19 protein-coding genes and 1 pseudogene are annotated in these 24,866 nt (G+C 59.2%); 8 read left to right on the top strand and 12 right to left on the bottom strand.

The window, feature by feature from the left end:
• Positions 1-101 precede the first annotated feature (101 nt).
• Positions 102-1,877: a peptidoglycan D,D-transpeptidase FtsI family protein gene (locus NW826_RS07485; RefSeq protein ID WP_414509800.1), complete on the bottom strand. Its 1,776-nt coding sequence runs from the start codon at positions 1,875-1,877 to the stop codon at positions 102-104.
• Between the two features lie 475 nt (positions 1,878-2,352).
• Between NW826_RS07485 and NW826_RS07480 the strand changes: the two genes are divergently transcribed.
• Positions 2,353-3,162, top strand: a complete 810-nt coding sequence (locus NW826_RS07480) for a hypothetical protein (protein WP_414509799.1) — start codon at positions 2,353-2,355, stop codon at positions 3,160-3,162.
• A 99-nt stretch (positions 3,163-3,261) separates the two neighbouring features.
• Positions 3,262-4,848 (top strand): ArnT family glycosyltransferase, encoded by a 1,587-nt coding sequence (locus NW826_RS07475; RefSeq protein ID WP_414509798.1) that lies wholly within the window; start codon positions 3,262-3,264, stop codon positions 4,846-4,848.
• A gap of 17 nt (positions 4,849-4,865) precedes the next feature.
• On the opposite strand, the gene NW826_RS07470 is transcribed toward NW826_RS07475, so the two are convergent.
• The 5 genes from NW826_RS07470 to NW826_RS07450 form a co-directional block, all read right to left on the bottom strand.
• Positions 4,866-6,182 carry a gluconeogenesis factor YvcK family protein gene (locus NW826_RS07470; RefSeq protein ID WP_414335119.1) on the bottom strand — a complete coding sequence of 439 codons (1,317 nt, stop codon included), beginning with the start codon at positions 6,180-6,182 and terminating at the stop codon, positions 4,866-4,868.
• 34 nt (positions 6,183-6,216) lie between these two features.
• On the bottom strand, positions 6,217-7,212 hold the full coding sequence (rapZ, locus tag NW826_RS07465) for an RNase adapter RapZ (protein ID WP_414509797.1): 996 nt from the start codon (positions 7,210-7,212) through the stop codon (positions 6,217-6,219).
• 56 nt (positions 7,213-7,268) lie between these two features.
• On the bottom strand, positions 7,269-7,958 hold the full coding sequence (gene nth / locus NW826_RS07460; RefSeq protein WP_414335114.1) for an endonuclease III: 690 nt from the start codon (positions 7,956-7,958) through the stop codon (positions 7,269-7,271).
• Positions 7,959-7,964: 6 nt separating this feature from the next.
• A complete protein-coding gene (gene rseP, locus NW826_RS07455; protein WP_414509796.1) occupies positions 7,965-9,062 on the bottom strand; it encodes an RIP metalloprotease RseP in 1,098 nt (365 codons plus the stop codon).
• Between the two features lie 112 nt (positions 9,063-9,174).
• A complete protein-coding gene (locus NW826_RS07450) occupies positions 9,175-9,417 on the bottom strand; it encodes a NifU family protein (protein ID WP_414335112.1) in 243 nt (80 codons plus the stop codon).
• A gap of 217 nt (positions 9,418-9,634) precedes the next feature.
• Here NW826_RS07450 and NW826_RS07445 point away from each other — a divergent pair, with 217 nt between their 5' ends.
• The 5 genes from NW826_RS07445 (at position 9,635) to sppA (ending at position 15,094) form a co-directional block, all read left to right on the top strand.
• Positions 9,635-10,768 carry a PIN/TRAM domain-containing protein gene (locus tag NW826_RS07445; RefSeq protein WP_414335111.1) on the top strand — a complete coding sequence of 378 codons (1,134 nt, stop codon included), beginning with the start codon at positions 9,635-9,637 and terminating at the stop codon, positions 10,766-10,768.
• A gap of 45 nt (positions 10,769-10,813) precedes the next feature.
• A complete protein-coding gene (locus NW826_RS07440) occupies positions 10,814-12,559 on the top strand; it encodes a sensor histidine kinase (protein WP_414341650.1) in 1,746 nt (581 codons plus the stop codon).
• Between the two features lie 37 nt (positions 12,560-12,596).
• Entirely contained in the window at positions 12,597-13,427 is an 831-nt protein-coding gene (rsmA, locus tag NW826_RS07435) for a 16S rRNA (adenine(1518)-N(6)/adenine(1519)-N(6))-dimethyltransferase RsmA (RefSeq protein ID WP_414335109.1), read from the top strand.
• A gap of 82 nt (positions 13,428-13,509) precedes the next feature.
• Positions 13,510-14,214: a 3-oxoacyl-ACP reductase FabG gene (gene fabG / locus NW826_RS07430; RefSeq protein ID WP_414335108.1), complete on the top strand. Its 705-nt coding sequence runs from the start codon at positions 13,510-13,512 to the stop codon at positions 14,212-14,214.
• A gap of 73 nt (positions 14,215-14,287) precedes the next feature.
• Positions 14,288-15,094 (top strand): signal peptide peptidase SppA, encoded by an 807-nt coding sequence (sppA, locus tag NW826_RS07425; protein ID WP_414335107.1) that lies wholly within the window; start codon positions 14,288-14,290, stop codon positions 15,092-15,094.
• A 532-nt stretch (positions 15,095-15,626) separates the two neighbouring features.
• On the opposite strand, the pseudogene NW826_RS07420 reads toward sppA, so the two are convergent.
• From NW826_RS07420 to NW826_RS07395, 6 genes and pseudogenes are all read right to left on the bottom strand, one after another.
• Positions 15,627-16,613, bottom strand: a pseudogene (locus NW826_RS07420) (chlorophyll a/b binding light-harvesting protein); the annotation flags it as partial.
• A 30-nt stretch (positions 16,614-16,643) separates the two neighbouring features.
• Positions 16,644-17,129 (bottom strand): allophycocyanin subunit beta, encoded by a 486-nt coding sequence (locus NW826_RS07415; protein WP_414349198.1) that lies wholly within the window; start codon positions 17,127-17,129, stop codon positions 16,644-16,646.
• Between the two features lie 254 nt (positions 17,130-17,383).
• The gene (gene apcD, locus NW826_RS07410; protein ID WP_414337776.1) at positions 17,384-17,857 is read right to left on the bottom strand and encodes an allophycocyanin subunit alpha-B; all 474 of its coding nucleotides are present in this window, start codon (positions 17,855-17,857) and stop codon (positions 17,384-17,386) included.
• A gap of 240 nt (positions 17,858-18,097) precedes the next feature.
• Positions 18,098-21,832, bottom strand: coding sequence for a PAS domain S-box protein (locus NW826_RS07405; RefSeq protein ID WP_414509795.1), 3,735 nt, complete (start codon positions 21,830-21,832; stop codon positions 18,098-18,100).
• Positions 21,833-21,980: 148 nt separating this feature from the next.
• The gene (locus tag NW826_RS07400; protein ID WP_414509794.1) at positions 21,981-22,532 is read right to left on the bottom strand and encodes a hypothetical protein; all 552 of its coding nucleotides are present in this window, start codon (positions 22,530-22,532) and stop codon (positions 21,981-21,983) included.
• Between the two features lie 161 nt (positions 22,533-22,693).
• Positions 22,694-23,986 carry a serpin family protein gene (locus NW826_RS07395; RefSeq protein ID WP_414509793.1) on the bottom strand — a complete coding sequence of 431 codons (1,293 nt, stop codon included), beginning with the start codon at positions 23,984-23,986 and terminating at the stop codon, positions 22,694-22,696.
• Between the two features lie 228 nt (positions 23,987-24,214).
• Here NW826_RS07395 and NW826_RS07390 point away from each other — a divergent pair, with 228 nt between their 5' ends.
• Positions 24,215-24,757 carry a DUF192 domain-containing protein gene (locus NW826_RS07390; protein ID WP_414347931.1) on the top strand — a complete coding sequence of 181 codons (543 nt, stop codon included), beginning with the start codon at positions 24,215-24,217 and terminating at the stop codon, positions 24,755-24,757.
• Positions 24,758-24,866 lie beyond the last annotated feature (109 nt).

The following is a 24,866-nucleotide window of genomic DNA, read 5'->3' as shown; positions in this document are numbered from 1 at the left end:
CCCTCAGGGAGAGGGGAGTTAGGGATCGACGCCACGATCCGTTCCATTGCTATTTAGTTAAAGCTCTAGTTAAACTTACTTGAAGATCCTAGCCCCCGCTTTCAGTTGCTGTAGCCACGCTCGGTAGAATTGGGGCGGATCCCTTCTAGGGTGATGATCTCCTCAATGACCGAGCGAACCACGGGAGCCGCCGTCGTCGAGCCGAAAGCATCTTCCCCCTGGGGCTCGTCGAGCACTGCCAGGATCACGTAATTGGGGCGAAGGGCCGGGAAGTAGCCCACAAAACTGGTGATGCGTTTGCCGGGCAGATAGCCCCCCCGCGGCCCTGCTTTCTGGGCGGTACCTGTTTTGCCGCCGATCTCATACCCCTCGATCTTGGCCGATTGCCCGGTGCCAAAATCCACCACGTCCCGCATCTGGATGCGCACCGCCAGGGTGGCCTGCTCCGACAGCACCCGCACCGGCTGGGGTTGCGGGGATCCCCAAACCAAGGTGTCTGTATCCTTTTCCACCAGACCGCGCACCACATGGGGCTGCACTTTCAGCCCGCCGTTGGCGATGATGCAATGCAAAGTGGCCAACTGCAGGGGGGTGAGGGCCAGCCCCTGGCCAAACGCAACGGTGGCTCGCTCCACCGGCACGGTTACGAATTGCCGCAGCGGCTTCAAACGGCTGGCCGGCTCGAAGGGCAGATCCACACCACTGCGCTCATTCAATCCCAATCGTACCAAGGCATTGTAGTACTGGCGGGGATCCAGTTTGCGCATCAGCTGGACCATGCCCACGTTGCTGGACTGGCGCAGGATATCGGTGACGCTCATCCAGCCATGGGCCCCCCGCTGGTGGTAGTCGTAGTTTTGGATGGGCCACTGACCGATCAGGATCCGTCCTTCGTCATACACCCGTTCATCGGCTCTAAAGGCGCCGGCATCCAGTCCAATGGCGATGTTGATGGGCTTGAAGGTGGATCCCGGCTCATACAAATCCGTTACAGCCCAGTTGCGAAAAAGGCCGGGGTCATACTCGAAGTAGCGGTTGGGGTCGTAGGTAGGTTCGGCCACCAGAGCCAAGATCTCCCCCGTGTGGGGCTGGAGGACGATCACCGTGCCCCGCAGCGCTCGAAACCGTTGCAGTTGGGCTTTCAGGGCGGCGCGGGCAGCCCTTTGCAGGCGCATATCCAGGGTGAGCTGCAGCACCGTCTCCTGGGATTGCAACAGTCCTTCCGGCACTTCGGCCGCCAACAACTGGCCGTAGCCATCGCGGGGAAGGGTGACAGGCTGAACCGTCCGCTCCAGCAAGACCTGTTGAGAGTACTCCAGCCCTGCTTGGCCGCGGTGATCCAGATCCACATAGCCCACCACTTCGGCGGCCATTTCCTTCTGGGGATAGACCCGCTGCCGCTCGCTCACCAGTTCCAGGCCGTCCAGGTACAAAGCCTGAATTTGAGCCGCCACTTCCGGCGACAGCCAGCGCTCCAGCCGTACCGCGTGAGTGGCCGACAACTGCTGAGTCAATTGCTCAACTGGCCGCCGCAGCAGAGGGGCCAGAGCAGTGGCAATCTCCTGGGGGGTACGCTTGCCGAAGAGGCGAGGGTGGGCCCAAAGGGTATAGACAGGGCGATCCACGGCCAGCAATTCTGCCTGCTGCTGGGCAAGGGAGCGGCGATCCACAATCGAGCGACGAGGGATGAAGGGTCTCAACTGAGCCCGCTGCTGGGCCTCAGCTCGCTGCTGCAACAGGGGCGCCTGTTGATGTTGCAAATAAACCAGACGTGCTCCTGTCAGGAATAGGGCAATGATTAAAGCCAAGCCGGTCATGCCGGCGCGAAAGTCGAGCTGGCGAGCTGTCGGGATCCGTTCCCCCAGGAGCCAACCCAACGTTGTTCTCCACCGCCTGGAGCTTGGCAGTGAAGGGGGCCAAGCACCTCTTCTGTATCGGTGGGCAAGTTGCCGGCCCTTCTGCTCTGTCTCCGGTTTTTTGGGCTCAGCTCGCCGTAGCCCAGCCCTAGATCTGACTTCCACCACAACCCCTACCAGACACCACCGCTAGTTTGGCGTCCATCCTACTGCTATGTCAGCGCTGCGTGGCAACAACGCCACCTCACAGCTTTTGAGAGTGTAGTTATTTCAAACCAGATTAAGACACTCCTCAGTCGCTCCCTTTTTGGAAGAGGTGAGTTGGAGATCGATGTGATAGACCATTTCATTGCCATTGGATTTGAATAGGCTAACATAAGTGATTCTGCTGATATCCGAACAGCTTCGTATTCTCAAACACTGACAGATGCTACATTGACAAGCAATAATGAGGGCAACCACAAAAGGGTCAACGGAGCTGAGTTCTATGAGATGCGTGGAGCAAACTCCCGGCAAGCGTGTTTATCTAGAGCCTGTAGTTTCTGGGGCTGTCGGTATTGCCTTTGTAATGTTGCTTTTTTCGTTCCCACTTATCCTAACTATTGGGCTTTCTGAGAGGGATCGCCGTTTTACTTGCCATCGGCTTGATCAGGATACAGTCACCTGTGAAGTGGTCTTCCAGCCACTGCTGCCTTTACCAAAACAGATCGAGTTTTATTATGACGTAAGGGGAGCCGGAACCGAAACTGAAACTCGAACAGACTCCGAAGGAGACGAGACAACCTATTACTACGTCACTCTCATAACTCCTGCAGGAGAAACAAAAGCTTGGTCAGCCGCCAGCGAGAGCGGGGCTCGGCAACTGGCAACAAAGATCCAATCGTTTCGGATGAGTGCAGAGAGCCAGCTCTTGGTGGCCAGCGATGGTTTTGCCTTAGAGGATTTCTTGGCTGTTGCTCTGGCTCCAGCAGGAGTGGTGGTTCTATTGCTAATACTCGCTTTAATTAAGAAGAGGCGTCGGCTGACCTTTGACCGCTCCCTCAACCAGATCCTGGTGGAGTACCTCACTCCCTTTGGTGTAAGGGGGCGGAAAACTTATTCCTTCAGAGATGTTCAGCAAGTTGTAGTTGAGAGGTCAACAGATTCCGATGGCGATAGTTATTTTTCGGTGAAGGTGGAGCTGGCATCGGGAGAGCCTTTGTTGCATCTCAGTTTCGGTTCTGACAATGGCAAGGCAAGGGCGGAGGCGGAGCAATTGGGCCAGCTTTTGGGGTGTCCGGTAAGGCTGCCGGAGGCAACGTCTTAGGCTTAGCCTATTCTGAGCCCCCACTTGGGTTTTTGGGGACAAGCCCGGCCAAAGCTGAGACAATAACACCTGTCCACGCGCTTAAAGGGATCCCCTGTGGTGCCGAAAGCTGCTCTGTGGATTTTGGGGTTGGGCCTGCTTCTGCGCTGCTGGGTGGCTGCTCTGTTGCCGCCGGGCTTTGACGAGGCCTACTACTACCTCTACACTCGCCATCTGGACTGGAGCTATTTTGACCATCCGCCACTGGTGGCCTGGACAACGGGCTTGGGGCCTGTTTTGACGGGGCAGGTGTCGGCTTTTTCGATTCGACTGGGATCCCTGCTGGCCTACACTGGCTCTTCCCTGTTGCTTTACCTCACGGCGGCGCGGCTTTTTTCGCTGCAGGCGGGGCTGATCACCCTGGCAACCATCAGCATCGCGCCCATTTTCTGGATTGGGTTTGGAGTGCTGACCCTGCCGGATAGCCCGCTGATGTTTTTTACGGCGGCAACCCTGTGGGTGGCTGCCCAGGAGTTTTTTCCGGCTCCCTTAGTGGAGGGGAAATTGGGGGTCTATGGGTCGGCTCGCTACCGACCGGGGCCGCGGCTGGCGCTGATTGGGCTATTGGTGGGGCTGGCCTGCCTGGGCAAATACCACGGCCTGGCGTTGGGGTTTGGCCTGGTGCTCTTTTGTCTGCTCAGCCCGGCCCACCGCTGCGCCCTCAGGTCGGGATGGGCGCTCTTGGCAGTGCTGGGGTTCTTGGCGGCCTTCAGCCCGGTGCTGATCTGGAACGCCCAGCAGGATTGGGTCTCCTTTCGCTTCCAAGGGGGGCGAGCGGTGCCGGAGGCAGGGTACCAACTGCAAGAGCTGGTTCTGACGGTGCTGGCGGAAATTTTTTATCTTTTCCCAACCTTGGGGATCCCTTTGCTGGGGCTGAGCTTGGCTGAGGGTGGGCGGGTGGGGCTGGTGCTTTTTCAGGGAAGACGCCTCACGGATCAGGAGCTGAAGCATCTTCTAATCCTGGCCTGTGGGCTGCCGCTGGTGCTGGCTTTTACCTTGATGGGGGGCTATCGGCCCATTTTGCCCACCTGGCCCATGCCGGGGTTTTGGGTGCTGAGCTTACTTTTGGGATCCCGTTGGGAAAGGTGGCCAGGAGCGAAGCGGCTCTTGGCGGGAACGGCGGTGGCGGTGGGCCTGTTGGTGGGGGTGGGGCTGGCCCATGTGCGCTACGGCCTTCTCCAGGCTCCCGGTGGGCTGGGCCTGTGGCCGGTGGAACGGGATCCCTCGACTCAGTTGATTGCAATTGAACAGTTGCGGCGGCAGTTGCAGACGGATCCCCGCTTGGCCCAGGCTCTTGCCGAGGCGGATTTCATCTTCACCAACGCCTACTTTTTGGGCGGCCAGATCGGCATGGCCTTGGCGCCGCTGACGGATAAGCCCCTCACCTGCCTGGATGAAGATCTGCGCGGCTTTGCCTTTTGGTCGCAACCTGAAGATTGGCTGGGAAAAAATGGGCTGTTGGTTACCTCCAAGCTGTTTCAGCCAAGGGCGGGGATCGCGGCCACCTACGGCAACCATTTTGAACAAATTGAACCGGTGGCAGAGATCCCGCTACAGCGGGCGGGCGTGGTGGCACAAACCTTTCAGGTGTACTTGGCTCGCCAGATGCGCCGCCCCTATCCCCGACCTTATTCCCGCCAGCGCTGATGCTTCTCCGGAGTGTCCTATCGGTGCCTGTCGAACCAGCGCATCAGCATTGCCGCCAAGCGCTCGGGGTTGTGGCGCACCAAGCCGGTCTGCGGATCTTCTTGCATGACGTTGGCCAAAACGGCGCGGCAGCCCAGGTAGGCCAGTTTGTCAGGATCCAACATCACAAACTCGGAGCCGCTGCGGCGGTAATGCTCCAGAGCCCGTGGGGAAGGCGGCTCCCGCTGCACCAGCACGCCGTCAAATAGGCGCACGCCCGCCACCCGATCCAAAGCCATGACGTGATCCCCAACGGTATAGCCGTCGGTTTCCCCCGGCTCGGTCATGATGTTGCACACGTAGATGTGGGGCGCCATATTTTTGGCCAGAGCTTCCACAATTTCCGGTACCAACAGGTTAGGAATAATGCTGGTGTAGAGGCTGCCCGGCCCCAGCACCACAAACTCTGCCGCCTCAATGGCCTCGATGACTTCCGGCAGGGCCGGCGGGTTGGGGGGATCACAGCCAATCCGATAGATGCGTCCTCCGGCTTTGGCGATGTTGGACTCCCCCACCACGCGGCGGCCATCGCTCAACTCCGCCCAGAGGGTGACATCCGCCAGCGTGGCCGGCAGCACCCGTCCCTGAATGGCCAAGACTTGCGAGGTGGCGGTGATGGCCCGGATCAGGTCGCCCCCGGTTACGGCGGTGAGGGCGGTGATGAAGAGGTTGCCGAAGCTGTGCCCGCTCAGCCCCTCCCCCGCCTGGAAGCGGTACTGGAACAGCTCCGTGAGCAACTTTTCTTCGTTGGCCAAGGCGGTGAGGCAGTTGCGGATGTCGCCGGGGGGCAACACGCCGATCTCCCGTCGCAGGCGCCCTGAGGATCCCCCGTCATCGGCCACGGTGACGATGGCGGTAATGTTAGAGCTGTAGCGCTTCAGGCCCCGCAGCAGGTTGGAGAGGCCGGTGCCGCCCCCCAGCACCACGATGCGGGGGCCACGGCTGAGGCGCCGCCGCGACAGCAGCTTATCCACCAGCGCCTCATCCCCCTCTGGGATCAGCACATCTTCGATGGAGCGCATGGCGCTGCGAAAGCCCAGCACCACCATCACCAGGCCGATCCCAGTTACCAAGGGGCCGCTGATGTTGTTGGGGATCCAGGTGGTGATCAGGCGCAGGGTGATGTCGATCAGCCGCTTCAGGCGAAAGATGGGGGTCAGCTCCGTCCAGATGGCGATGCCCAGCACCATCAGCAGCACGCCCCCCACGGCCAGGGTGAGCCAGCGCTTAACGGCCAGACCGGGAAAGAGCCATTTCCAGCCACTGCCCGGCCAAGCAGTCTTGCGGCGGCGCATGCCCCAAGCGAGGGACTTGTTGCTGGGCACAGGCTTAGCCATGGGGAGGTACAGAAACGCCGGCCAAAGGGATCCTAACCTGTTGCTGCGCAACACTGACGGAGCCGCTCGCCGGGCCGAAGCGGGCCTCCAGCTCCCGCTGCGAATCCAGCAAATGGCGGTGCTGCACCTGGATGTTCAGGGCAGGCAGGGCAGGGTTGCCAGCAGGGACGGTCCAAGGTCGCAAATCTTGCGCCAGGCGCTCCACCAGGGCCACCGAGCGGTGTTGGCCGCCGGTACAGCCGATGGCCACACTTAGGTGGGGGCGACGTTCTGCCCGGTAGTGGGGCCAAAAGGCCTGGATCAGGGAAACGATGTGCTGGTAGGTGGATTGGGTAACCGGATCGGCAAACAGGAACTCCTGCAGGGGCGGATCCTGGCCGGTCAGGTGGCGCAGGTGGGGCTGAAAGAAGGGGTTGGGCAAAAAGCGCACATCGAAGAGCAAGTTGGCATCGGGGGGGGCGCCGTACTTGAAGCCGAAGCTGACCAGCCGCAGGTTGAGCGGCTGCGGGATCCCGTGGGCCAGAGCTTGCAATTGCTGCCGCAGTTGCTGGGCATTGAGGTCGGAGGTATCCAACCAGTGGGTGCAGCGCTCTCGCAGCGGAGCCAGATCGCGCACTTCCTGCTCAATGGCTTCCAACAGGCCACCGCCAGGGTGGTGGGGGTGGGGGCGGCGGTGGGCGCTGAGACGGTTGAGCAATACCAGGGGGCGAGCCTCCAGAAAGAGAAAAGGGATCCCTTGCGATTGCACCCAGGCAGCCAGGGTGGGAACCTGATCCCGGTACTCCTGGGCGTGGAGATTCAAACTGAGGGCCAAAGCAGTGTGGTGGGGCCGCATCGCCTCCACCAAAGGGATCACCTGGCCAGGCGGGATCCCTTCTAGGCCGGTGTAGCCCAGTTGTTCCAATTGCTGGATGGCCAGGGTTTTCCCGGATCCCGTCAGCCCGGCAATAACCAAAACAGGTGTCACTCTAGTCGGTTGATCGTCCATGCAGCCTATTCTAGGGCGAGGGGAAGCCCAAAAACCGGATCCCTGCTGCCAGGCGCTCAGGTCTGGACGGCTGTCGCTGCTTCTTTGTCCGTCTTCCCGTCCGAGAGAGGGGCGCTGGGGCAAAGGTCGGCCAAAAAACACTGCTCGCAGAGGGGTTTGCGGGCGGTGCAAATGGCCCGCCCATGGTCGATCAGGCGAATGGACCAATTTTCCCAATCCGCTTGTGGCAACAACTGCATCAGATCCTTTTCGATGCGCACGGGATCCTCGTGCTCGGTAAGGCCGAGGCGGCGGCTGAGGCGCTTGACATGGGTATCGACAGTAACCCCGGCATTGACGCCAAAAGCGTGGGCCAGCACCACATTTGCCGTCTTACGCGCTACACCGGGTAGGGTGAGCAGCTCCGGCATGGTGCGGGGCACTTGACCGCCAAAATCCCTCAGGATCTTGCGGCAGGCTTCCTGAATGTGTTTGGCCTTGTTGCGATAGAAGCCGGTGGAATGGATGAGGGCCTCGATCTCCTCCCGCGGGGCTGCTGCCAGCGCTTGGGCATCCGGGAAACGGCGGAACAGCTCTGGGGTGACCTGGTTAACCCGCTCATCGGTACACTGGGCAGACAAAATGGTGGCCACCAGCAGTTGCAGCGGCGTTTGGTAGTGGAGGGCACAAGTGGAGTTGGGGTAGTGGCGCTTCAGCCGGATCAGGATCTCCAAAGCGCGCTGGCGCAAGGCCCGTTTGCTGGCCATCTTTCCCTAGCCCGACCCGGTAACGATGGCGAGGGTGTCTTTGAAGATCAGCACCACCCCCAAGCCCAGCAACAACACCAGGCCTGTCTGCATCACCCGGTCTTCTAGCTCCTTGGGCAGCCGTTTGCCGCGGATCCCTTCCAGGATCAAAAAGGCGATGTGCCCCCCATCCAAAGCGGGCAGAGGCAACAGGTTGAGAAAAGCCAGGTTGATGCTGATCAAAGCGGTGAAATTAAACAAGCTGGCAGCATCATCCCGCGCCAGATCCGCGCCGATCTTGACGATCCCCACCGGGCCGGAGACCTGTGTGGCCGTGCTTTGAAAATTCTCAACCAACTGCCGCAAACCGTTTACATTCAGCATCACCACCCGCTGGTAGGCGTTTCCAGCCTCTGTGAAGATCTCGGCCAGGTTCCGGGCGGGGCGCAAGGTCACCTCCTGGTTGGGCGCTAAGGTCACCCCAATGGCCACCGTCTCCCCCCGCAGCTCCGGGATCACCGTCAACTGGAAGGGATCCCCTGCCCCGCGCTGCACCTTTAGGGCAACGGGCTGGTTCTCGCTGCTGCGGATCAGCGCCTGAAAATCGTTCAGGGCTGCCAAGGCCGCCGTCTCGTCGGCGATGGCGCTGTAGTCGTGGTCGGCTGCCCGCAACACCACATCTTCCGCCTGCAGGCCGGCCCGCTCCGCCGGGCTATCCGTCATCACCTGAGGGATGAGGATGCCGGGATGGATGCGCGCCACCGATGGGATGCCCACCGAGGCAAACATCAACACCAGCACCAGATAGGCAAAGATCAGGTTGGCCATCACCCCGGCACTCATCACCACCAGGCGATCCAACACAGGACGGTTCTTCAGCAGATCCGGGTCATCGGGCGGGTAGGGGGAACGCTCGTCCTCGTCGGGAAAGCCCACATAGCCCCCCAGCGGCAGGGCGCGAATGGCGTACTCCGTCTCCTTACCTTGGTAGCGCCACAGCACCGGGCCAAACCCCAGCGAGAAGCGGTTGACGTGGATCCCTTGTAACTTGGCCGCCGCAAAATGGCCTGCCTCATGCACCAGGATCAGCAGGGCGAGAATGGCGATGGAGAGGAGAACAGGCATGGGCTGGCGTGCAGGTAAAGAAGGAAGAAAAGCCAAGAGGCAGAGGATCAGGGCGACGGACAGGCCTGCTGCCTCAGGGAACCAGGATAACAGACCAGAAGCGGCAGAATCCTCAGAACACCTGCTCCACTTCTAGGATGTCGGGGATGCTCTCCCGCAACTTGCGCTCAATGCCCATTTTCAGGGTCAGGGTGGAACTGGGGCAGGCACCGCAGGCCCCCTGCAGGCGCAGCTTGACCACCGGGCCGTCGATTTCCACCAACTCCACATTGCCCCCATCGGCCATCAAGTAAGGGCGCAGCTCGTCTAGGACTTTCTCGACGTTCGCGCTATTGAGTTCCAGTGCTTGTGCCATGGTTGCTTTCAGCCTCATCGAGTTTGGATTGTAGCGATTTCCCCCCAGCCCCCTCAAGGCAGCCAGGGATCGCTATGATTTCAACATAGTCTGAATCTTGCGGGGAGAGGGCTAGTCTGGTTGTCCGGATCCATCCAACACCAGACGACTAGAATAGGAAGCGGATTTGCCTATTCCCAGCAGCGTTACCCACTCAGCAGGGCTGTCTTTATTCTTTATGCTAGACGCTTTACTGATCGCGATCTTCATGTTGGCCGGGGCTGGCCTTGGGTTTTATGGCCTGGATCTGCTCCCTCCTGCCGCCATTCAGGGGGCCAATGTGGAGGGAGCCCGCGTCGTCACCAGCGGCTTCGGCGTGCTGGCAGGGCTGGCTCTGGGATCCCTGGTGCGCTGGAGCTACCGTCGCTTCGAGGCCAATGTGCGTTCCCTGCCGCCGGACGTGTTGATCAGCCGCTCGGTGGGGCTGGTGATTGGTTTGGTGATCGCCAACTTGGCCATGGCTCCTGTATATTTGTTGCCGCTGCCCCCTCAACTCAACCGCTTTCTCGAGCCGCTGGCTTCGGTCTTTTTCAGCTTGGCTTTTGCTTATCTGGGGGTCAGCCTGGCCGATACCCATGGCCCCTCGCTGCTGCGGCTGTTGAACCCCAACTATGCTCTCCAGGCAGCCCTTTGGGCAGAGGGCAATGTGGTGGCTGCCACGGCCAAGGTTTTGGACACCAGCTCCATCATCGATGGCCGAGTGGCCCAGTTAATCGAGACAGGCTTTTTGGAGGGAACCCTGGTGGTTCCCCGCTTTGTGCTGACGGAACTGCAAACCATCGCCGACAAGGCCGATGCCCAAAAACGAGAGCGGGGCCGCAAAGGCCTCGATACGCTGCAAGCTTTACGAAAGGCCTATCCTGAGCGCTTCGTCATTCACGAAGCCAACTATCCCGATCTGACCACCGTCGACGAAAAGCTGGTGCGCCTTACCCAAGCTGTAGGGGGAACGCTGCTCACCACCGATTACAACCTGAAGAAGGTGGCGACTCTGCAGGGGGTTAAGGTGCTGAATGTGCATGAGTTGGCCGAGGCGCTGCGGCCCATCTATGTTGCCGGCGATAGCTTCGATATCAAGATCACCCGCGAGGGCAAGGAGCCGGGCCAGGGGGTAGGCTATCTGGAGGACGGCACCATGGTGGTGGTAGAAGAAGGGCAGCGCTCTTTGGGCAAAACCCGCTCCGTTGTGGTAACCAGCGCCATTCAGACCTCAGCAGGCCGCATGATCTTCGCCCGTCTCAGCAAAGACTCTGCCCCGCTAACCCGCCCGGCCTCTGATCCCGCCAGCCCAGCCTCCTCAGGGAAAACCTGAGCTCTGGGCCTGTGTTTCCCCGACGCGATGGTGGCCTCTTCCCACATGGGCGTGCTTCGACCCACTCCGATTTTCTACACACAGGATCGCCAGAGGCGCTTCTGGGGTTTTTATTGGGAAGAGGCTGAGAAATATGGCATCCACCCTCAGCACATCGTGAGTGGACAGCAAATCTGGGAGGTGGCCAACGCCGGGGAGTACGAAGCCCAGCTCAACCAGGTGTTTGAGACTGGGGATCCCCTTTCCTACCAATGTCAGGTGAACTCGCCCCGCTACAAGTTGCACTTGCATCTCTCCCTCAACCCGGTACGGGACATGGAAGGGGCGGTGGTAGCCGTCTCGGTGGTGGGCAAGCTGTTGGGGGCAACGCCTTTCAACTTGGCCGGCGGAGCCAGCAGCCCCACTGCCCAGCCCCATCCCCTCTTGGCTGATCCGGTGCAGGGGATCACGGCCCAGTTGCTGCGCAACATCGGCCACTCCCTAGACATTCGCGAGCTGTGCCAGCAGACGGTGGAGCAGTTGGGGCAATTGTTTGGGGTGGATCGCTGCCTGCTGGCCCTCTACGAAGTGGGGCAGGATTCCCTCACGGTTAACGCCGAGTACCGCCGCAACCCAGGGGATCCCTCGCTGCTGAACCAGACCTTGCGACTGGCGGATTATCCCCATCTGCTGCAGGCCCTGAGGCAGGAAGAGCCGGTGCTGATGGAGCGCCGTCTGGCCATTGCCATGTCCTATCGCGGCTATGCCAACAGCCTGCTCTGGTTGGAAGTGCTGCCGCCCAACGGCGTTCCCGTTTGGCAGGCCGGCCACCTCCAGGTGCTGCAGAGCATTGCCACCTACCTGGGCACGGCGATTGCCCACGCCATCTTGCTGGATCAAAGCCGCCAACTGGCCACCCGCCTACAGTTGGCCAACCAGACACTGCGCCAGAAAAACAAAGAGCTGGAGCAGGCCCGTGCCCAAGCGGAATCGGCCAACCAACTGAAAAGTCAGTTCTTGGCCAATACTTCCCATGAGCTGCGCACCCCTCTCAATGGGATCATCGGCTTTATCAAGCTGGTGCTGGACGGGATGGCCGAAAGCCGCGAAGAGGAGCTGGACTTTTTGCAGGAGGCCTATCGCTCGGCCCTGCACCTGTTGGCCTTGATCAACGACGTGCTGGACATCGCCAAGATCGAGGCGGGCAAAATGCAGTTGGAGTTTCAGCCCTGCGACCTGCAAGCTTTGTTTAAGGATGTGGCAGCCAAAACCAGCCTGCAGGCCAGCCAAAAGGGCCTACAGCTGAGCTTTCATCTGCCCACCACCTCAGATCAGGTTTTGCTCTTGGGCGATTACCAACGCCTGTTGCAGGTGATGCTCAATTTGGTGGGCAATGCCATCAAGTTCACCCCCAAAGGCTCGGTGACCGTGCGGGCGGATATCCTTCCCGGCAACCCGGGTTTGGCCCGCATCCGCGTCATCGACACCGGCATCGGGGTGTCGCTGGAAAAGCAGCAAAAGCTGTTTCAGGCTTTTACCCAGGTGGATGGTTCCACCACCCGCCAATATGGGGGAACGGGCTTGGGCCTGGCCATCAGCCAGCGGCTGGTGGAGGCGATGGGGGGGGAGATCAATTTCTACAGCTTGGGCGAAGGGCTGGGATCGACCGTTACCTTTACGGTACCCCTCTACCGCCGGCCGCTGCTGGGCGGGGATGCAAGCCCAGAGACAATTGCCGCCGGATCAACCCAAGATAGACCTGAGGATACCGATCCCACCTTGATTTCTGTTCCCCACCCGGCCCAGCGATGATCCGTCCGGCCATTTCTTCTCGATCATTCGCCTAACTATGCCCCATCCTCGCAAACGGTTTGGTCAGCATTGGCTCAAGGATCCCGCTGTCCACGCAGCCATTGTGCGGGCTGCCCACCTGGATGGCTCTCAGGCAGGCGCAGATCCCATTTGGGTGCTGGAGATCGGCCCCGGCACCGGGCAGTTGACGCAGCGATTGCTGGCCCAGGGCGTCCAGGTGGTGGCGGTGGAGATCGACCGGGATCTGTGCCGGCTGCTGCAAAAACGGTTTGCCGACCAGCCGCGTTTTCACCTGGTGGAAGGAGATTTTCTTCGCCTGCCGCTCCCGCCTCAGCCCCGCCTGCTGGTGGCCAACATCCCCTACAACCTCACCGGCCCGATTCTGGAGAAAGTGCTGGGATCCCCGGCCCAGCCGGTCAGACAGTTCGAGCGCATCGTCCTCTTGGTGCAAAAAGAGCTGGCCGAGCGCCTTCAGGCTGGCCCCGGCAGCAAAGCCTACGGTGCCCTGAGCCTGCGGACGCGCTATCTGGCCGATTGCGAGCTGATCTGTAAAGTGCCTCCCACCGCTTTCCAGCCGGCCCCCAAGGTGGAATCCGCTGTGATTCGCCTCACCCCCCGCCCCGCCCCCACCCCTGCTCGGGATCCCCGCTGGTTTCACCAACTCCTTCGCCAAGGGTTCTCCACCCGCCGCAAGAAGCTCACCAATGCCCTGGGGAGCTTGGTGGAGCGAGAGGCGGTCGCAGCAGCGTTGGCTCAGCTCCGCCTCAGCCCCGATGCCCGCGCCGAAGAGCTGGATCTGCCCCACTGGCTGGCCTTGAGCGACCTACTGCTGGAGAAAGCGCCCAAGGCTGCCCCTCAAGAGGAATAAGAATCGCGGTAGGGTGGGAAAAGACGGTGGCTGGATGCCCAGCGCTTTTTGGCTTGAGGAAAGGCTTTTTAAGGGCGAACCTATGCTCGACAACCAAGGCAAACAGATTCTTGTAACCGGTGGCACCGGCGGGCTGGGGTTGGGGGTGGTTCCCGTAGTGCTGGCCAGCGGGGCAGAGCTGACCCTGACCTACCGACAGGAGGAGGAGCTAGCCGTGCTGCGGCAGCGCCTGCCGGCCAGTGCTCTGGATCGGGTGCGCTTTGTGCAAGTGGATTTGTTGGACGAGGCGGCGGTTGCCCGCGCCATTGCCGACCTGCCCCGCGTAGATGGGCTGATCCACTTGGTGGGCGGCTTTGCCATGGGCCCCACCCACGAGTACAGCTTGGCAGACTGGCGGCGCGACTTTGACCTCAACCTCACCACCACTTTCCTAGCTTGCAAGCACAGCCTGCGCAAGATGTGGCAGCAGGGCTATGGGCGGATTGTAACGGTGGGATCCCGCGGCGCAGTGGAGCCGGGCTCGCAATTGGCGGCCTACTGCGCTTCCAAAGCAGGGGTGGTGGCTCTGACCCGCACCATTGCCGCCGAGACCCAAGGCACCGACATCACCGCCAACGTCATTCTGCCCAGCATCATCGACACGCCGGCCAACCGCGCCGCCATGGGATCCGCGCAAGCCGAGCGGTGGGTAAAGCCGGAGTCCATTGGGCAGGTGATCGCTTTTTTGGTCTCGGAAGCGGCGCGGGATCTGAGGGGCGCGGTGATCCCGGTGTATGGCAGCGTCTAAGCGACCGGTTGACCGGGCCACGAGCCGCCATTCATGATACAAATATGTACTTATCCCAATCCAGTTCTTGTCTATGCTGAAGCGATTATTCTGGGGTGGTTTGCGTCGGCAAATTGGTCGCATCGAGGTGGCAGGGGCCATTGATGGCAAAGCCCGCGAGCGCGTTCTCAAAGCCCTAAAAGAGGTGGAAGAAAAACAGCTCCCTGCTCTAGTGCTCCGCATCGATAGCCCCGGCGGAACAGTGGCCGACTCCCAAGAAATCTACAGTGCTCTCTTGCGTTTGCGGGAACAAAAAGGCACCCGCATTGTTGCCAGCTTTGGCAACATTGCCGCCTCTGGGGGGGTTTATATCGCCATGGGAGCGGAAAAAATCGTCGCCAACCCAGGAACGATCACCGGCAGCATCGGCGTGATCATTCGAGGCAATAATATCGAGCGTCTTTTGGATAAAGTGGGGATTTCATTTAAAGTGATCAAGTCTGGCCCCTACAAAGATATTCTCTCGTTTGATCGCGAGCTGACCCCAGAAGAGCGAAACATCTTGCAAGAGTTGATCGATATCACCTACGGTCAGTTTGTGCAGACGGTTGCCGCTGCCCGCAAGTTGAGTTTGAATGTGGTCAGGACTTTTGCCGATGGCCGCATTTTCAGTGGAGAGCAGGCCCTCCACCTAGGCGTGGTGGATCGCTTGGGCACGGAAGAGGATGCTCGCCTCTTGGCGGCAGAGCTGGCGGGGTTGCCGACAGATGCCAAATTCTACGATCTGCTCCCCCGGCGCAGAGGCTGGTCTCGGTTTCTGCCGGCAGCAGAAGCTCTGGCGCGTTTGCAGTTTGAAGTGAGCACCTCGGGCTTGCCCCTATGGCTCTACACCGGTTCTTGAGTCGGAAAAAACTGTATAGTCTTTTCAAGAAGATTGAGGCGCTTCAGCCCCTCTCCCAAAAGAGGAGAGAGGAGCCGGGGATCAGCCAGCAAGCTGTTCTATCACGGCTGGCCACAGGTTAAGCCTGTACCTTGCCGGGCTCGTAGAAGACTTTGGGCAGGGGTCGAGCAAACTTCGAGAAATCGGTCTCCGGCCTAGGCGAACCATAGCCTGCCTTCAAGTTAGAACGATTGAAAGTACTTTTCCCTCTGGCAGGCTCGTAGAAGATCCACCTTCTGAGGGTGTAGTTCACTTCATAGAGAGTTTGCCGAACACCGTTGATCAGCGATGGAGAGCTGAAGCTGCGGGCTCTGGGCGGCTGATACCAATAGACATCCCCCGGAGATACAGATAAAGGCTCTGGATCGGCAAAGGGAGGATCGTAAAAAATTGCAAAGTTGGGCTGAGGTCGGCACTGAAATTGAACCTGATATACCCCTTGAGAGGTCATTTCCTGCCGGCCCTGTTGCCACGACTGCAGCATTTTGCCAACATCAAAGCCCATAGCTCGCTGAAAATGCCACAGGGATCCCTGGAGGAAAAAGAAGGCCAAATAGAAGTGGGCATTGGCCAGCCAAACCCTCGAGGAATAGTTCCACGCTCCGGTTTGATTTGGATCGAAGTAGTAAGGGGTGAACGCGGATTTCAGCTCTAGGGTGGGGCCATAAAACTCCACCGGGTAGGCCAGCGAGTTAAACCCACAATAATAAGAGGCCGCAAAGCCGGCCAGAGCAATGCCAAATAGAGAGTAGGAGAGGATCCCGTCTGCCGAGAAAAGAAAGCGAGCTTTAACCCACTCAAACGGCGGAACCAAAATGTGCCACACCCCTCCCAGCAAGAGAAGAGCTGCCACATAAATATGGCCCCCCACCAAGTCTTCCAAATTGTTGACATCGAACAAATGGGTGCGGTAGTCCCAAAGGGTGGCAAAATCTAAAGTTGGAGCCGTAACCAGGCGTACCTGATCGCTATTGGCATCGTACAACCCCCCAAATAGCATTGCCTTGGCCACCAACAACAGGGATCCCAAGCCCAAAACTAGCAGGTGGTGCCCCAAAATTACCCCCAATGTTTTGGCATCATCCCAAGCAAAGTGAAACTTGGCGGCCCTGCCAAATTCCATATCTAAGCTGGGGGGAAGTCGGGTTTGGTGGAAGTAGGCCCCCCAAGCCAACACGCCCGCAGCCACCAGGTGAATGGCAGCAATGGCCACGTAGGGAAAGGTATTGACAATCTGGCCGCCGCTGCCGACCCCCCATCCCAACGTGGCCAGGTGGGGCAGCAAAATCAGCCCTTGCTCGTATAGGGGCCGCTCTGGCGAGAACTTGGCCAGCTCAAACAGGGTGAAGACCCCTGCCCAAGCCATGATCAAAGCCGCATGAGCCACATGTGCCACGATAAAAGTATTGGAGAGGTTCATCAATCGAGCGTTACCTGCCCACCAGGGATAGCCTGATGGGTGCGTCTTTCTGGTTTTCATAGGTAGTTCCTCAGTCAGCTACAGGCAGGTTTAGCTCAAACCGGCAATAATGTGGTCAAGATAAACGGCCATCTCTTGACCTGCCTCTGTGCCAAGACTTTCCGTCAGCACCTCCTTCATAGCATTCAAGGCTTGAATGACACGATCGATGGGAACGCCGAGAGTGATGTAAGTTTCTTTCAAACCCTGCAACACCCGCTCATCCAAAATAGAAGTATCGGCAGCCAACATGGCGTAGGTGGCATAGCGCAGAAAATAGGTCAGATCCCGCAGGCAGGCCGCGTAGCGCCGGGTGGGGTACATATTGCCCCCCGGCAGGGTGATATCCCCATAGAGCAAGCTTTTGGCAACGGTTTGGCTGATAATGCTGCTGGCGCTGGAGCTGATGGTTTTAGCCGCCTTGACGCGCATGTTGCCACTCTGGAAATAGCGACTTAACTGTTCCAGAGCTGCGGCATCTAAGTAGGAGCCTTTCTCATCGGCAGGGTTAATCAGGGAAGTAATGGTGTCTTTCATGACTTTTCCTCCAAGCACTGATATGGACTATTTTTTTGAGGCAATTGGACAAATTCTGCTTGCGTTAGCGGGACGGGATCCTTGCACCGCTTGCTCAGGCATTGCCTGTGAGAACTTTTATTGAGTTGCAGCTTAAGACATCAGAGCCTGCAAGCAAGCTTAAACCTCAAACTCGCAAATCTTAAGGGCAACACAACTCAAGTCCTCAACAAAATCGAGCAACCCCGCAGCAAAGTGTCTACTAACTTATCCATTCAAAAAGCGCGAATCAGTCGATCGAAGTAGGGGGCTGCCAAAGCCATTTCCTCCGAAGAAAGAATACCGGCGGCTACTTCTTTTAGACAGCTCATGGCCACCCGCAGGTTCGGCAGCGGCACGCCCAAGGACGTATACATTTCGCGCATCCCGTTCAGGCCGATGTCCTCTAGCGGCTTATCGTTTCCCGCCAAGATGCAATAGCTAACCAAGCGGATGTACCAGCCTTGATCCCGCTGACAGAGGGCTGTCTTTTGAGGATTGCCTTTATTGCTGGGGGTGTTGGGGCATTTGGCCCAAAAACGTTTGCTGCCTTCCTGGACAATTTTTTGCTCGTTCTCCGCTAACTTTTTGGCGGCTCGGATACGCACTTGACCCTTGCTGAAGAAATCTTCTAGCTTGGCAATCTCGGCACTGCTGAGGAAGCGATCAGCCGCATCCGACTGCGCGATGACTTGGGCAACAATGCTCATAGGTTTTTGGCAAGGAACGCTCTACAGGTAACAAAGTAAGCTATATCCTCAAGAATCGAAATCACTTATTAAGAAAAAGTTGTGAATTGAAACTTACTCGCAACAAACCCTCTCTGCCCTGTGTTTTCAGCACCGTGACCAGATCGAGAGGGCTGGGTTGGCGGCCAATTGGGATCCCGGATACAAACGCGACTCACAGGGATCCGCTCAGCACCCCAGTTCCTCGCTGGCAAAACTTTGTCAAAGCTGCGGCAGATGGGGCAGGTGGAGCGTAAAGGTTGTCCAGCCGGCGGTGCTGCTCACCTCGATGGATCCCCGCAACTGATCCACCATCTGTTTCACCAAGGCCAAGCCCAGCCCCGTGCCCCCTTCCTTCCAGGGATCCTTGCTGGGAATGCGGTAAAAGCGCTCAAAGATGCGCGTCAGCTCCTCGGCAGGGATCTCTTGGCTGTTGCTAACCTGGATGCGGCTTTGAGGATTTTCCGTTTCAATTTGCAAGCGGATGGATCCCTGGGCTGGGGTGTATTTGACGGCATTGTGCAAAAGCTCGCGCAGGATCCTGCTCAACAGCAAGGGATCCGTCGTGAGGTTGCTTTCTAGGGGGACGCTGGCTTGAAAGCTCTGCCCCTTGGCGTGGGCCCGCTCCTCGGTAACGGTCAGCAGATCCCCCAGCAGCTCCCGCCAGGTGAGGGCTTGCACCTGCAGAGCATAGGCCCCCGCCTGCAGGCGCTGCAGATCCAGCAGGTCGTTGATGAGCTCGATTTCCCGCTGGCATTCTCGCTCGGCAATGCTTAGATATTGAGCTCGTTTTTCGGGAGAGGGAGCCATCTGCAGCATCTTCAGAGCCATCTTCAAGCTGGCCAGGGGGGTGCGTAGCTCGTGGCTGACGGTGCTGATAAAGTCATCTTTAAGACGGTTAAGCCGCTCCAGGGCTTGCACCTGCTCTTGGGCAGCTTGGAACAGGCGTGCCTGGCGCAGCCCAATGGCGCATTGGTTGGCCACTTGCTGGATCAGTTGGATCTCCTGGTTGTCAAAAGGACGTGCAGCCGAGCGAAAAATCCACAGATCCCCTAGCACCTGGCCTTTGTCTAGCAAGGGACAAGCCATCACCACCTGGCGGTTTTCTGGAGCCCTCCCTGAGAAGCAAAATAGACAAAGCTGTCCTCTGAGCAGTTGCCGGTGAATGTCGTCGTAGGGCCCTCCCACTAGGGGTAGAGAAACGTTCAGGTGGGAAGCGGAGCGGGGGCAATACTCGTAGCTGATGGTGGAAAGGGTGAGGTCGGCGTTGTAAAGACCGATATCGCAGCTATCGGCATCTAGACTCTCTCCCAGCTCGCGCACGGCGGTGTTGAGGATCTCGGCTTCGTCGAGAGCATCGCGCACGCGGTCGGTGATGCGTTTTAGGATGGCCTCAAATTGCAAAGCCCGCTCCAGCTCGGCGGTGCGCTGCTGCACCTTCTCCTCCAGCGTTTGGTTCAGGGCTTTTACCTGCTCGTAAAGCTGGGCTTGCTGCAAGGCAATGGCCAATTGCTCCGCTAGCTCTTGCAAAAGCTTGATCTCCCACTCCTGCCAAGGACGGCTGGCGCGGCAGTGCTGCGCCACCAAGAGGCCCCAGAGCTCCTCCCCCCGCCGAATGGGGATCACCAAGTTGGCCTGAGCCTGGAAAGAGTCCAAGAGCTCCCGGTAGCAGGGATCCAAAGGGGCCGTGGCTACATTGTCGATGGCCTGCACAAAGCCCTGCTGGTACTTGCGATAGCAGGGATCCTGATGAAAGCAAGCATCCCACACGGAGCGGCCTAAGTGGCTGGGCCAGGGATCCAGGACGGACTCGGCGGCTACAAATCCCCCTATGCCCTCCTGCAACTGGTAGATTATCACCCGATCCACCTGGAGAAACCCTCGCACTTCCGCCGCCGTGGTTTGCAGGAGGGGCTGCAAGTCCAGCTTCTCGCGGATCCGGCGCAGCAGGGATCCCAGAAGTTTTGCTCGCTCTGCCTCTTGCAGCAGCAGATCCTGGGCTTCTTTGAGAGGGGTTATATCCACAGCAATGCCGCAAACGGCATAGGGATCCCCTTGCCAATCCCGCAGGGCAAACTTGGTGATCCACGTTTCTTGCTTTTTGCCGTCTCGACAAATGGTGCGCTCACAGCTGATGGGAGCGGGAGACTGGATGGCCCTTTGATCTCCCTTGCGGAACTCCAGAGCTTCCTCTGGCGAGAAGAGCTCCGTATCGGCCTTGCCGAGAACTTCTTCTGGGAGTTTACCGTTTTTTTGCAGGCAAGCTTGATTGACCTGTAAGTAGCGGCCCTGCAAATCTTTAACAAAGATGGGAAAAGGGATCCCGTCGAGGATGGCCTTGAGACGGGCCTCGCTCTCTTGCAGCGCCAGCTCTGCCTCTTTTTGCTCGGTGATATCTTCTGTGATGCCGGCAATGCGGATCACTTCTTGCTGCTCATTGAAAATAGGTCGGCAGGAAGTTCGCAACCAGCGCACCCGACCATCTCGATGGCAAATGCGATAGGTAACTGGCTTCTCTCCTCGGATAACTTGAGCTACGGCTTGCAAAACCTGAGGCAGATCTTCGGGGTGGAGCCTGTCTTTCCACAGATCCGGCTTCTGGTAAAACTCCTCCGGCGTGTATCCCCAGATCTGCTTGCACTGAGGGCTTTTGTATAGGTATTGACTGAGATCCGGAGAATAGACAAAGAAGCTCACTGGCACAGCTTCGGCCATTTCCCGGAAGCGGGCTTCGCTTTCCCGCAGCGCCAGTTCTGTCTCTTTTTGCTGGGTAATGTCGCGGGTGCTGCAGACGATTCCCGCCACCGCAGGATCCTGCAAAAGGTCGGTACAGCGGCTCTCTAGCCATACCCAATGGCCATCCGCATGCTGTGCCCGATAGATAAAGCTGAGCGTTTCGCCAGGTCGAGCCTTGAGTTGTTCAAGAGCACTAGCAACAATCTCCTGATCTTCTGGGTGAACCCAATCCAAAGGTATAGGTTCTCCCTCCTTAGGACAACGACCTAAAATTTTCTCAGCAACTGGGCGATTGAAGGGATAGACCAAGCCTTGGGCATCGATCCGGCACAAAATGTCGTGGCTGTTGTTGAGAAAGGCGCAAAAGCGCTCCTGTTGTTCTTGCACCTGTTGTTCCAGCCGCTTTTGCTCCGTAATGTCCAAGGCAATGCCGAGGCACCCCAAACCTTTGGACTCATCCTGCAGCTTCACGGCCAGGCGATAGACATAGCGCTCTTGGCCTTGAATGATTTCCTTGCCCTCCACTTGGGAAATCCCTTGCCGCTCTAGGTCGGCTAGAGCTTGGGAAGCGCGCTCCAGCCACTGGGGGTACTGCCGAGCCGCCTCTTGCAGGGAAGTGCCCAGCAGGTCGCCAAACCAGGCACGGTCGGTGGCATTTTGCAAAATCAGCACCCCCTGGGGATCCCTGGCCCATATGGCTGCCGGCAGGGCGTCCAAGAGGGCTTGCAATTGGGCTTCCCGCAGCCGTAGCTTTTCTTCCAATTGCTTCTGCTTGGTGATGTCTCGGCCGACCCCGCGAATAAACTGCAGCCGACCCCGCCGGTCAAAGATGCCCTGGTTGATCCACTCAAGCCACCGCACCTGTCCCGCCGCGTCCACCATCCTGACAACCCTTGTGAAGGTGGGCTGCTGAGGGGTGAGCTGGGCTATTTGCTGCCGCACCTGCTCTTGCTCCTCTGGCAACAAGGCCTCGATCCAGCGCCGGCCCCGCCAATCGCCCAAAACCCTCTGATGGACTTCGTTGCACTCCAGCAACGTCGTATCGGGCCGCGCCAGGGTGACGATGTCGGGAAAACCAACCTGGGCCTGATGCAGCCGTCGCCTTTGCCAGAAGACAAGCGCCAGGAAAGAGGCTGCCCACAAAAGCAGCCACGGCCAGTTGCGCAAAGCATCCCTGACGACTAGGCTAACGGTTTCTAGAGACTCCCCAGGAATAGTCATGACGGCTTAGCATTGCCGAAATTCTGTTCTGTGAAGGTTCGCAAAAGCACCTATCCAAATCGACACCCATTCTCGACAGCTTTCCAAGGATTGCCAAGTACTACAATCAACAGCTTACGTGGCTTCGGGAGCTACGCAAGAGGAAACCTCACGGGTTAATATAGGCCTGAATCCAGCCTGCCAGCCGCTGCGCCAAGGCAAGGGCTTCCGGCTCGCCTTTTTTGATCGCCGATTGGCTACTGAAACAAGCGATCACTTCTTCAAGCTCTTGTTCAAAAACCTGGGGACGGAACTGCAACCGCACCTGAGCTTGTATCTGAAAGCTTTCCTGTGCTTCTTTATCCAAGATCTCTTGTCCCAGCCGCTGCAGCCGCACCCCTTGCAATTGGGCGAGAGGATAAGAGAAGACCTGCTGCCGCCAGATCCCCCAAGGGCCGCCCAGCCGGGTCAGGGTCACCCGCTGCCGCTCCCGATCCACACTCAAGATCTGCCCCAGCCCCCAAGGGATCCCAATCCCCAGGCCCGCTGCTACAGCCAGTAGCCCCAGCAGAGGGGAAGGCTGCCAGAGCTGGGATCCCAGCGCCAACAACCCCAGGCCCGCCACCACCCGCCAGGCCAGCTGCTCAGAGGTAAACCTTTGCAGGGCAATCCGCAGCCGCCTGGGGGTGCGCTCCAGAACTTGCAGGTAAACCAGCGCCATGGAAGGGGATCCCGTTTTTGGAGCCAGTCTAGCAGGTGCTGCGAAACCCTAAAACTTAGGTTCGGCAAAAAACTCTGACAAATCCAAGGCAAACCCAGGGATCTTTTCTTGTTCCAAAACCTCGATTATCATGACCTCCGCAGTCAGCATGAGGGATCCCCTTATCCAGGATCCACCAGGGATCCCATAAACAGCACAGTTTGCGCCTCGGGGTTGTCGCCGGATCTAGAAGCGACAATGGCAAACCAGAAAGGTCGATCCGCTACGAATTGGAAGGGCTCCTGCCGGTCGCTGGCGGTGCGGGAGACGATTACCCCGGTGGCAGCAGCCGCCTCGGATCCCTTTTCATCCACTTCGATGGCCGCCTTGTGCAAGACTCTGCTGACCTGCGTCGGCTCTGAGGTCATCTGGCTGAAATCGGCCCGGCGAGAAAAGGCGATCCCCATACCCAACTGCTGCAAAGCCGGCACCAGATCGGTTGCGTAGGCCAGCTTAAACTTGGGGATCCGCACCGAGCCGGGGCGGGTGGGCAGGGATCCCGTCCATTCTTGCCAAGTTTCTGGGCTGAGCTCCTGTTGCAGGGTTGCCAAGCTCACCCCTGGTTTGGGCAGCAGGATCAGCAGGGCCAGCTCCCCTTCCCCATAGGGCAGGCGCACCACCTGGAGCTGCTCGGTCTCCCGGTAGCCGTAGCGACCGGATTGGGCCATCAGCGGCACTTGGACACGGCGGCCATCAGCTCGGGTGAAGGGCTGGGGCTTGGTCAGGGCCGGATCGAAGGGCTGGGTCCACTCTCCCTTGAAATGGACGGCGTTGAGCAAAACCATCACGTCCTCGCGGCTGAGGCGATCCACGATGCGGTCGATCTGGCCCTGGGTGCGCTCGGCTACCCAACGGTTAATCGCCTGCACCGTCTGGCGGGATCCCAGCTCCACCCGATTGACCACCGCTTGGTAATAGGTAGCCAGCGCCTGCAAAAAGGGAGGCCGCAGGGTGAGGGTTTGATCGAGCCAAAGGCCGTTGGCCACTTGCACCTGGATCGGCCCTCCTGCTTGGGATCGCTCCACCAGCCAGCGCGCCATCTGGGCGTTGGTCCAGTTCAACTCATTGAGGGAGAGTTCTTGGGCCTCCAGCACCTCGGCCATGGCCGCTTGGGTCTCTCCAGCGGCGCCGTTGTACAGCATGCTCAGGGCCAGGCGAAGGCTCAAGGGGGAGAAAAAGAGGTTCTCTTGCGGCTGCTGCTGGAGTAGGTGAGCGAATAGCTTTAGCGCAAAGCGACTTTGGGCTTGTTGGGCCACAGCCTCTTCTCCATACCCTTCCCCATAGGTCACGGTCGGCTCAAACGGGATCCGCACCGGGGTTTCCCCGTGGGTGGGCCAGAGACCCAAAAGCAATAGGCCAAACAGAGCCAGAAGCGGGATCCGGCTCACCGAGGATATATTCAAAAGGTCTTTCATTGGGTCTCTCCTGGCCGGGTGGGGAACGATAGATAGACTCTATAGGCTATGGTATCGGGTTGGGGGTGGATGGCTCTTGCCCAGGCCGGCCATTGCGGCTGCGCTTGAGGTGAGATCGACAGGCCAAAGCCCGCAGGAGATCCCGGCCAAACTTGCTACGGATCCCCTCCCTCTTCAGTCCAGAGAGCAGGGTAGGATCAAGCCTGCACAGCTCAGCAGGAGAAAGGGATGAGTTGGTGGGCAAGAGAGCGCCAGGCTGTCACAGCGAGCGGGATCGCCTTGGGCCTGGCTCTGCTGCTGGGATGTACTGCTGGAGGAGAAGCCCAGGAGACGGCAGCCGTTGCCAGCTCGACCCCGGCCAAAGGGCAGCCCCAGCACCTGCCGGTGGAAGCGGAAGTAACCATTGCCGGCAAGCGCTTTGAGCTGGAAGTGGCCCGCACCCCCGAGCAACAGCGGCTGGGCCTGATGTTTCGCACCGATTTGCCGCCTGATCGCGGCATGTGGTTTCCCTTCGACCCGCCCCAGCCGGCTGCCTTCTGGATGTTCAACACCCTGCTCAACCTGGACATTATCTTTCTCCGCCAAGGTCAGGTGGTGTACATCGCTGCCGATGTGCCCGGCTGCCCCGCCCAACCCTGCCCCGTCTATGGGCCACCCTCTGACCAGTTGGTAGATGGCGTGCTGGAGTTCCGCGGCGGGACGGCTGCAGCCCTGGGCTTGCAAGTGGGAGACGCTGTAGAGATCCGCAAGCTTCCGCCCCCCACCCCTTGATCTCTCTCCCCCCTCTCCCTCAGGGAGAGGGGCCGGGGGTGAGGGCCTCAGGGAGAGGGGCCGGGGGTGGTCGCGTGAGCGGCGCGGAGCGCTTGGGCCTCAGGGAGAG

It is taken from the genome of Synechococcus sp. OH20 (assembly GCF_047502685.1).
Classification (GTDB): Bacteria; Cyanobacteriota; Cyanobacteriia; order Thermostichales; family Thermostichaceae; genus Thermostichus.
Note: the sequence above shows the minus strand (reverse complement) of the source record. Positions and strands in the feature narration are given on the sequence as shown.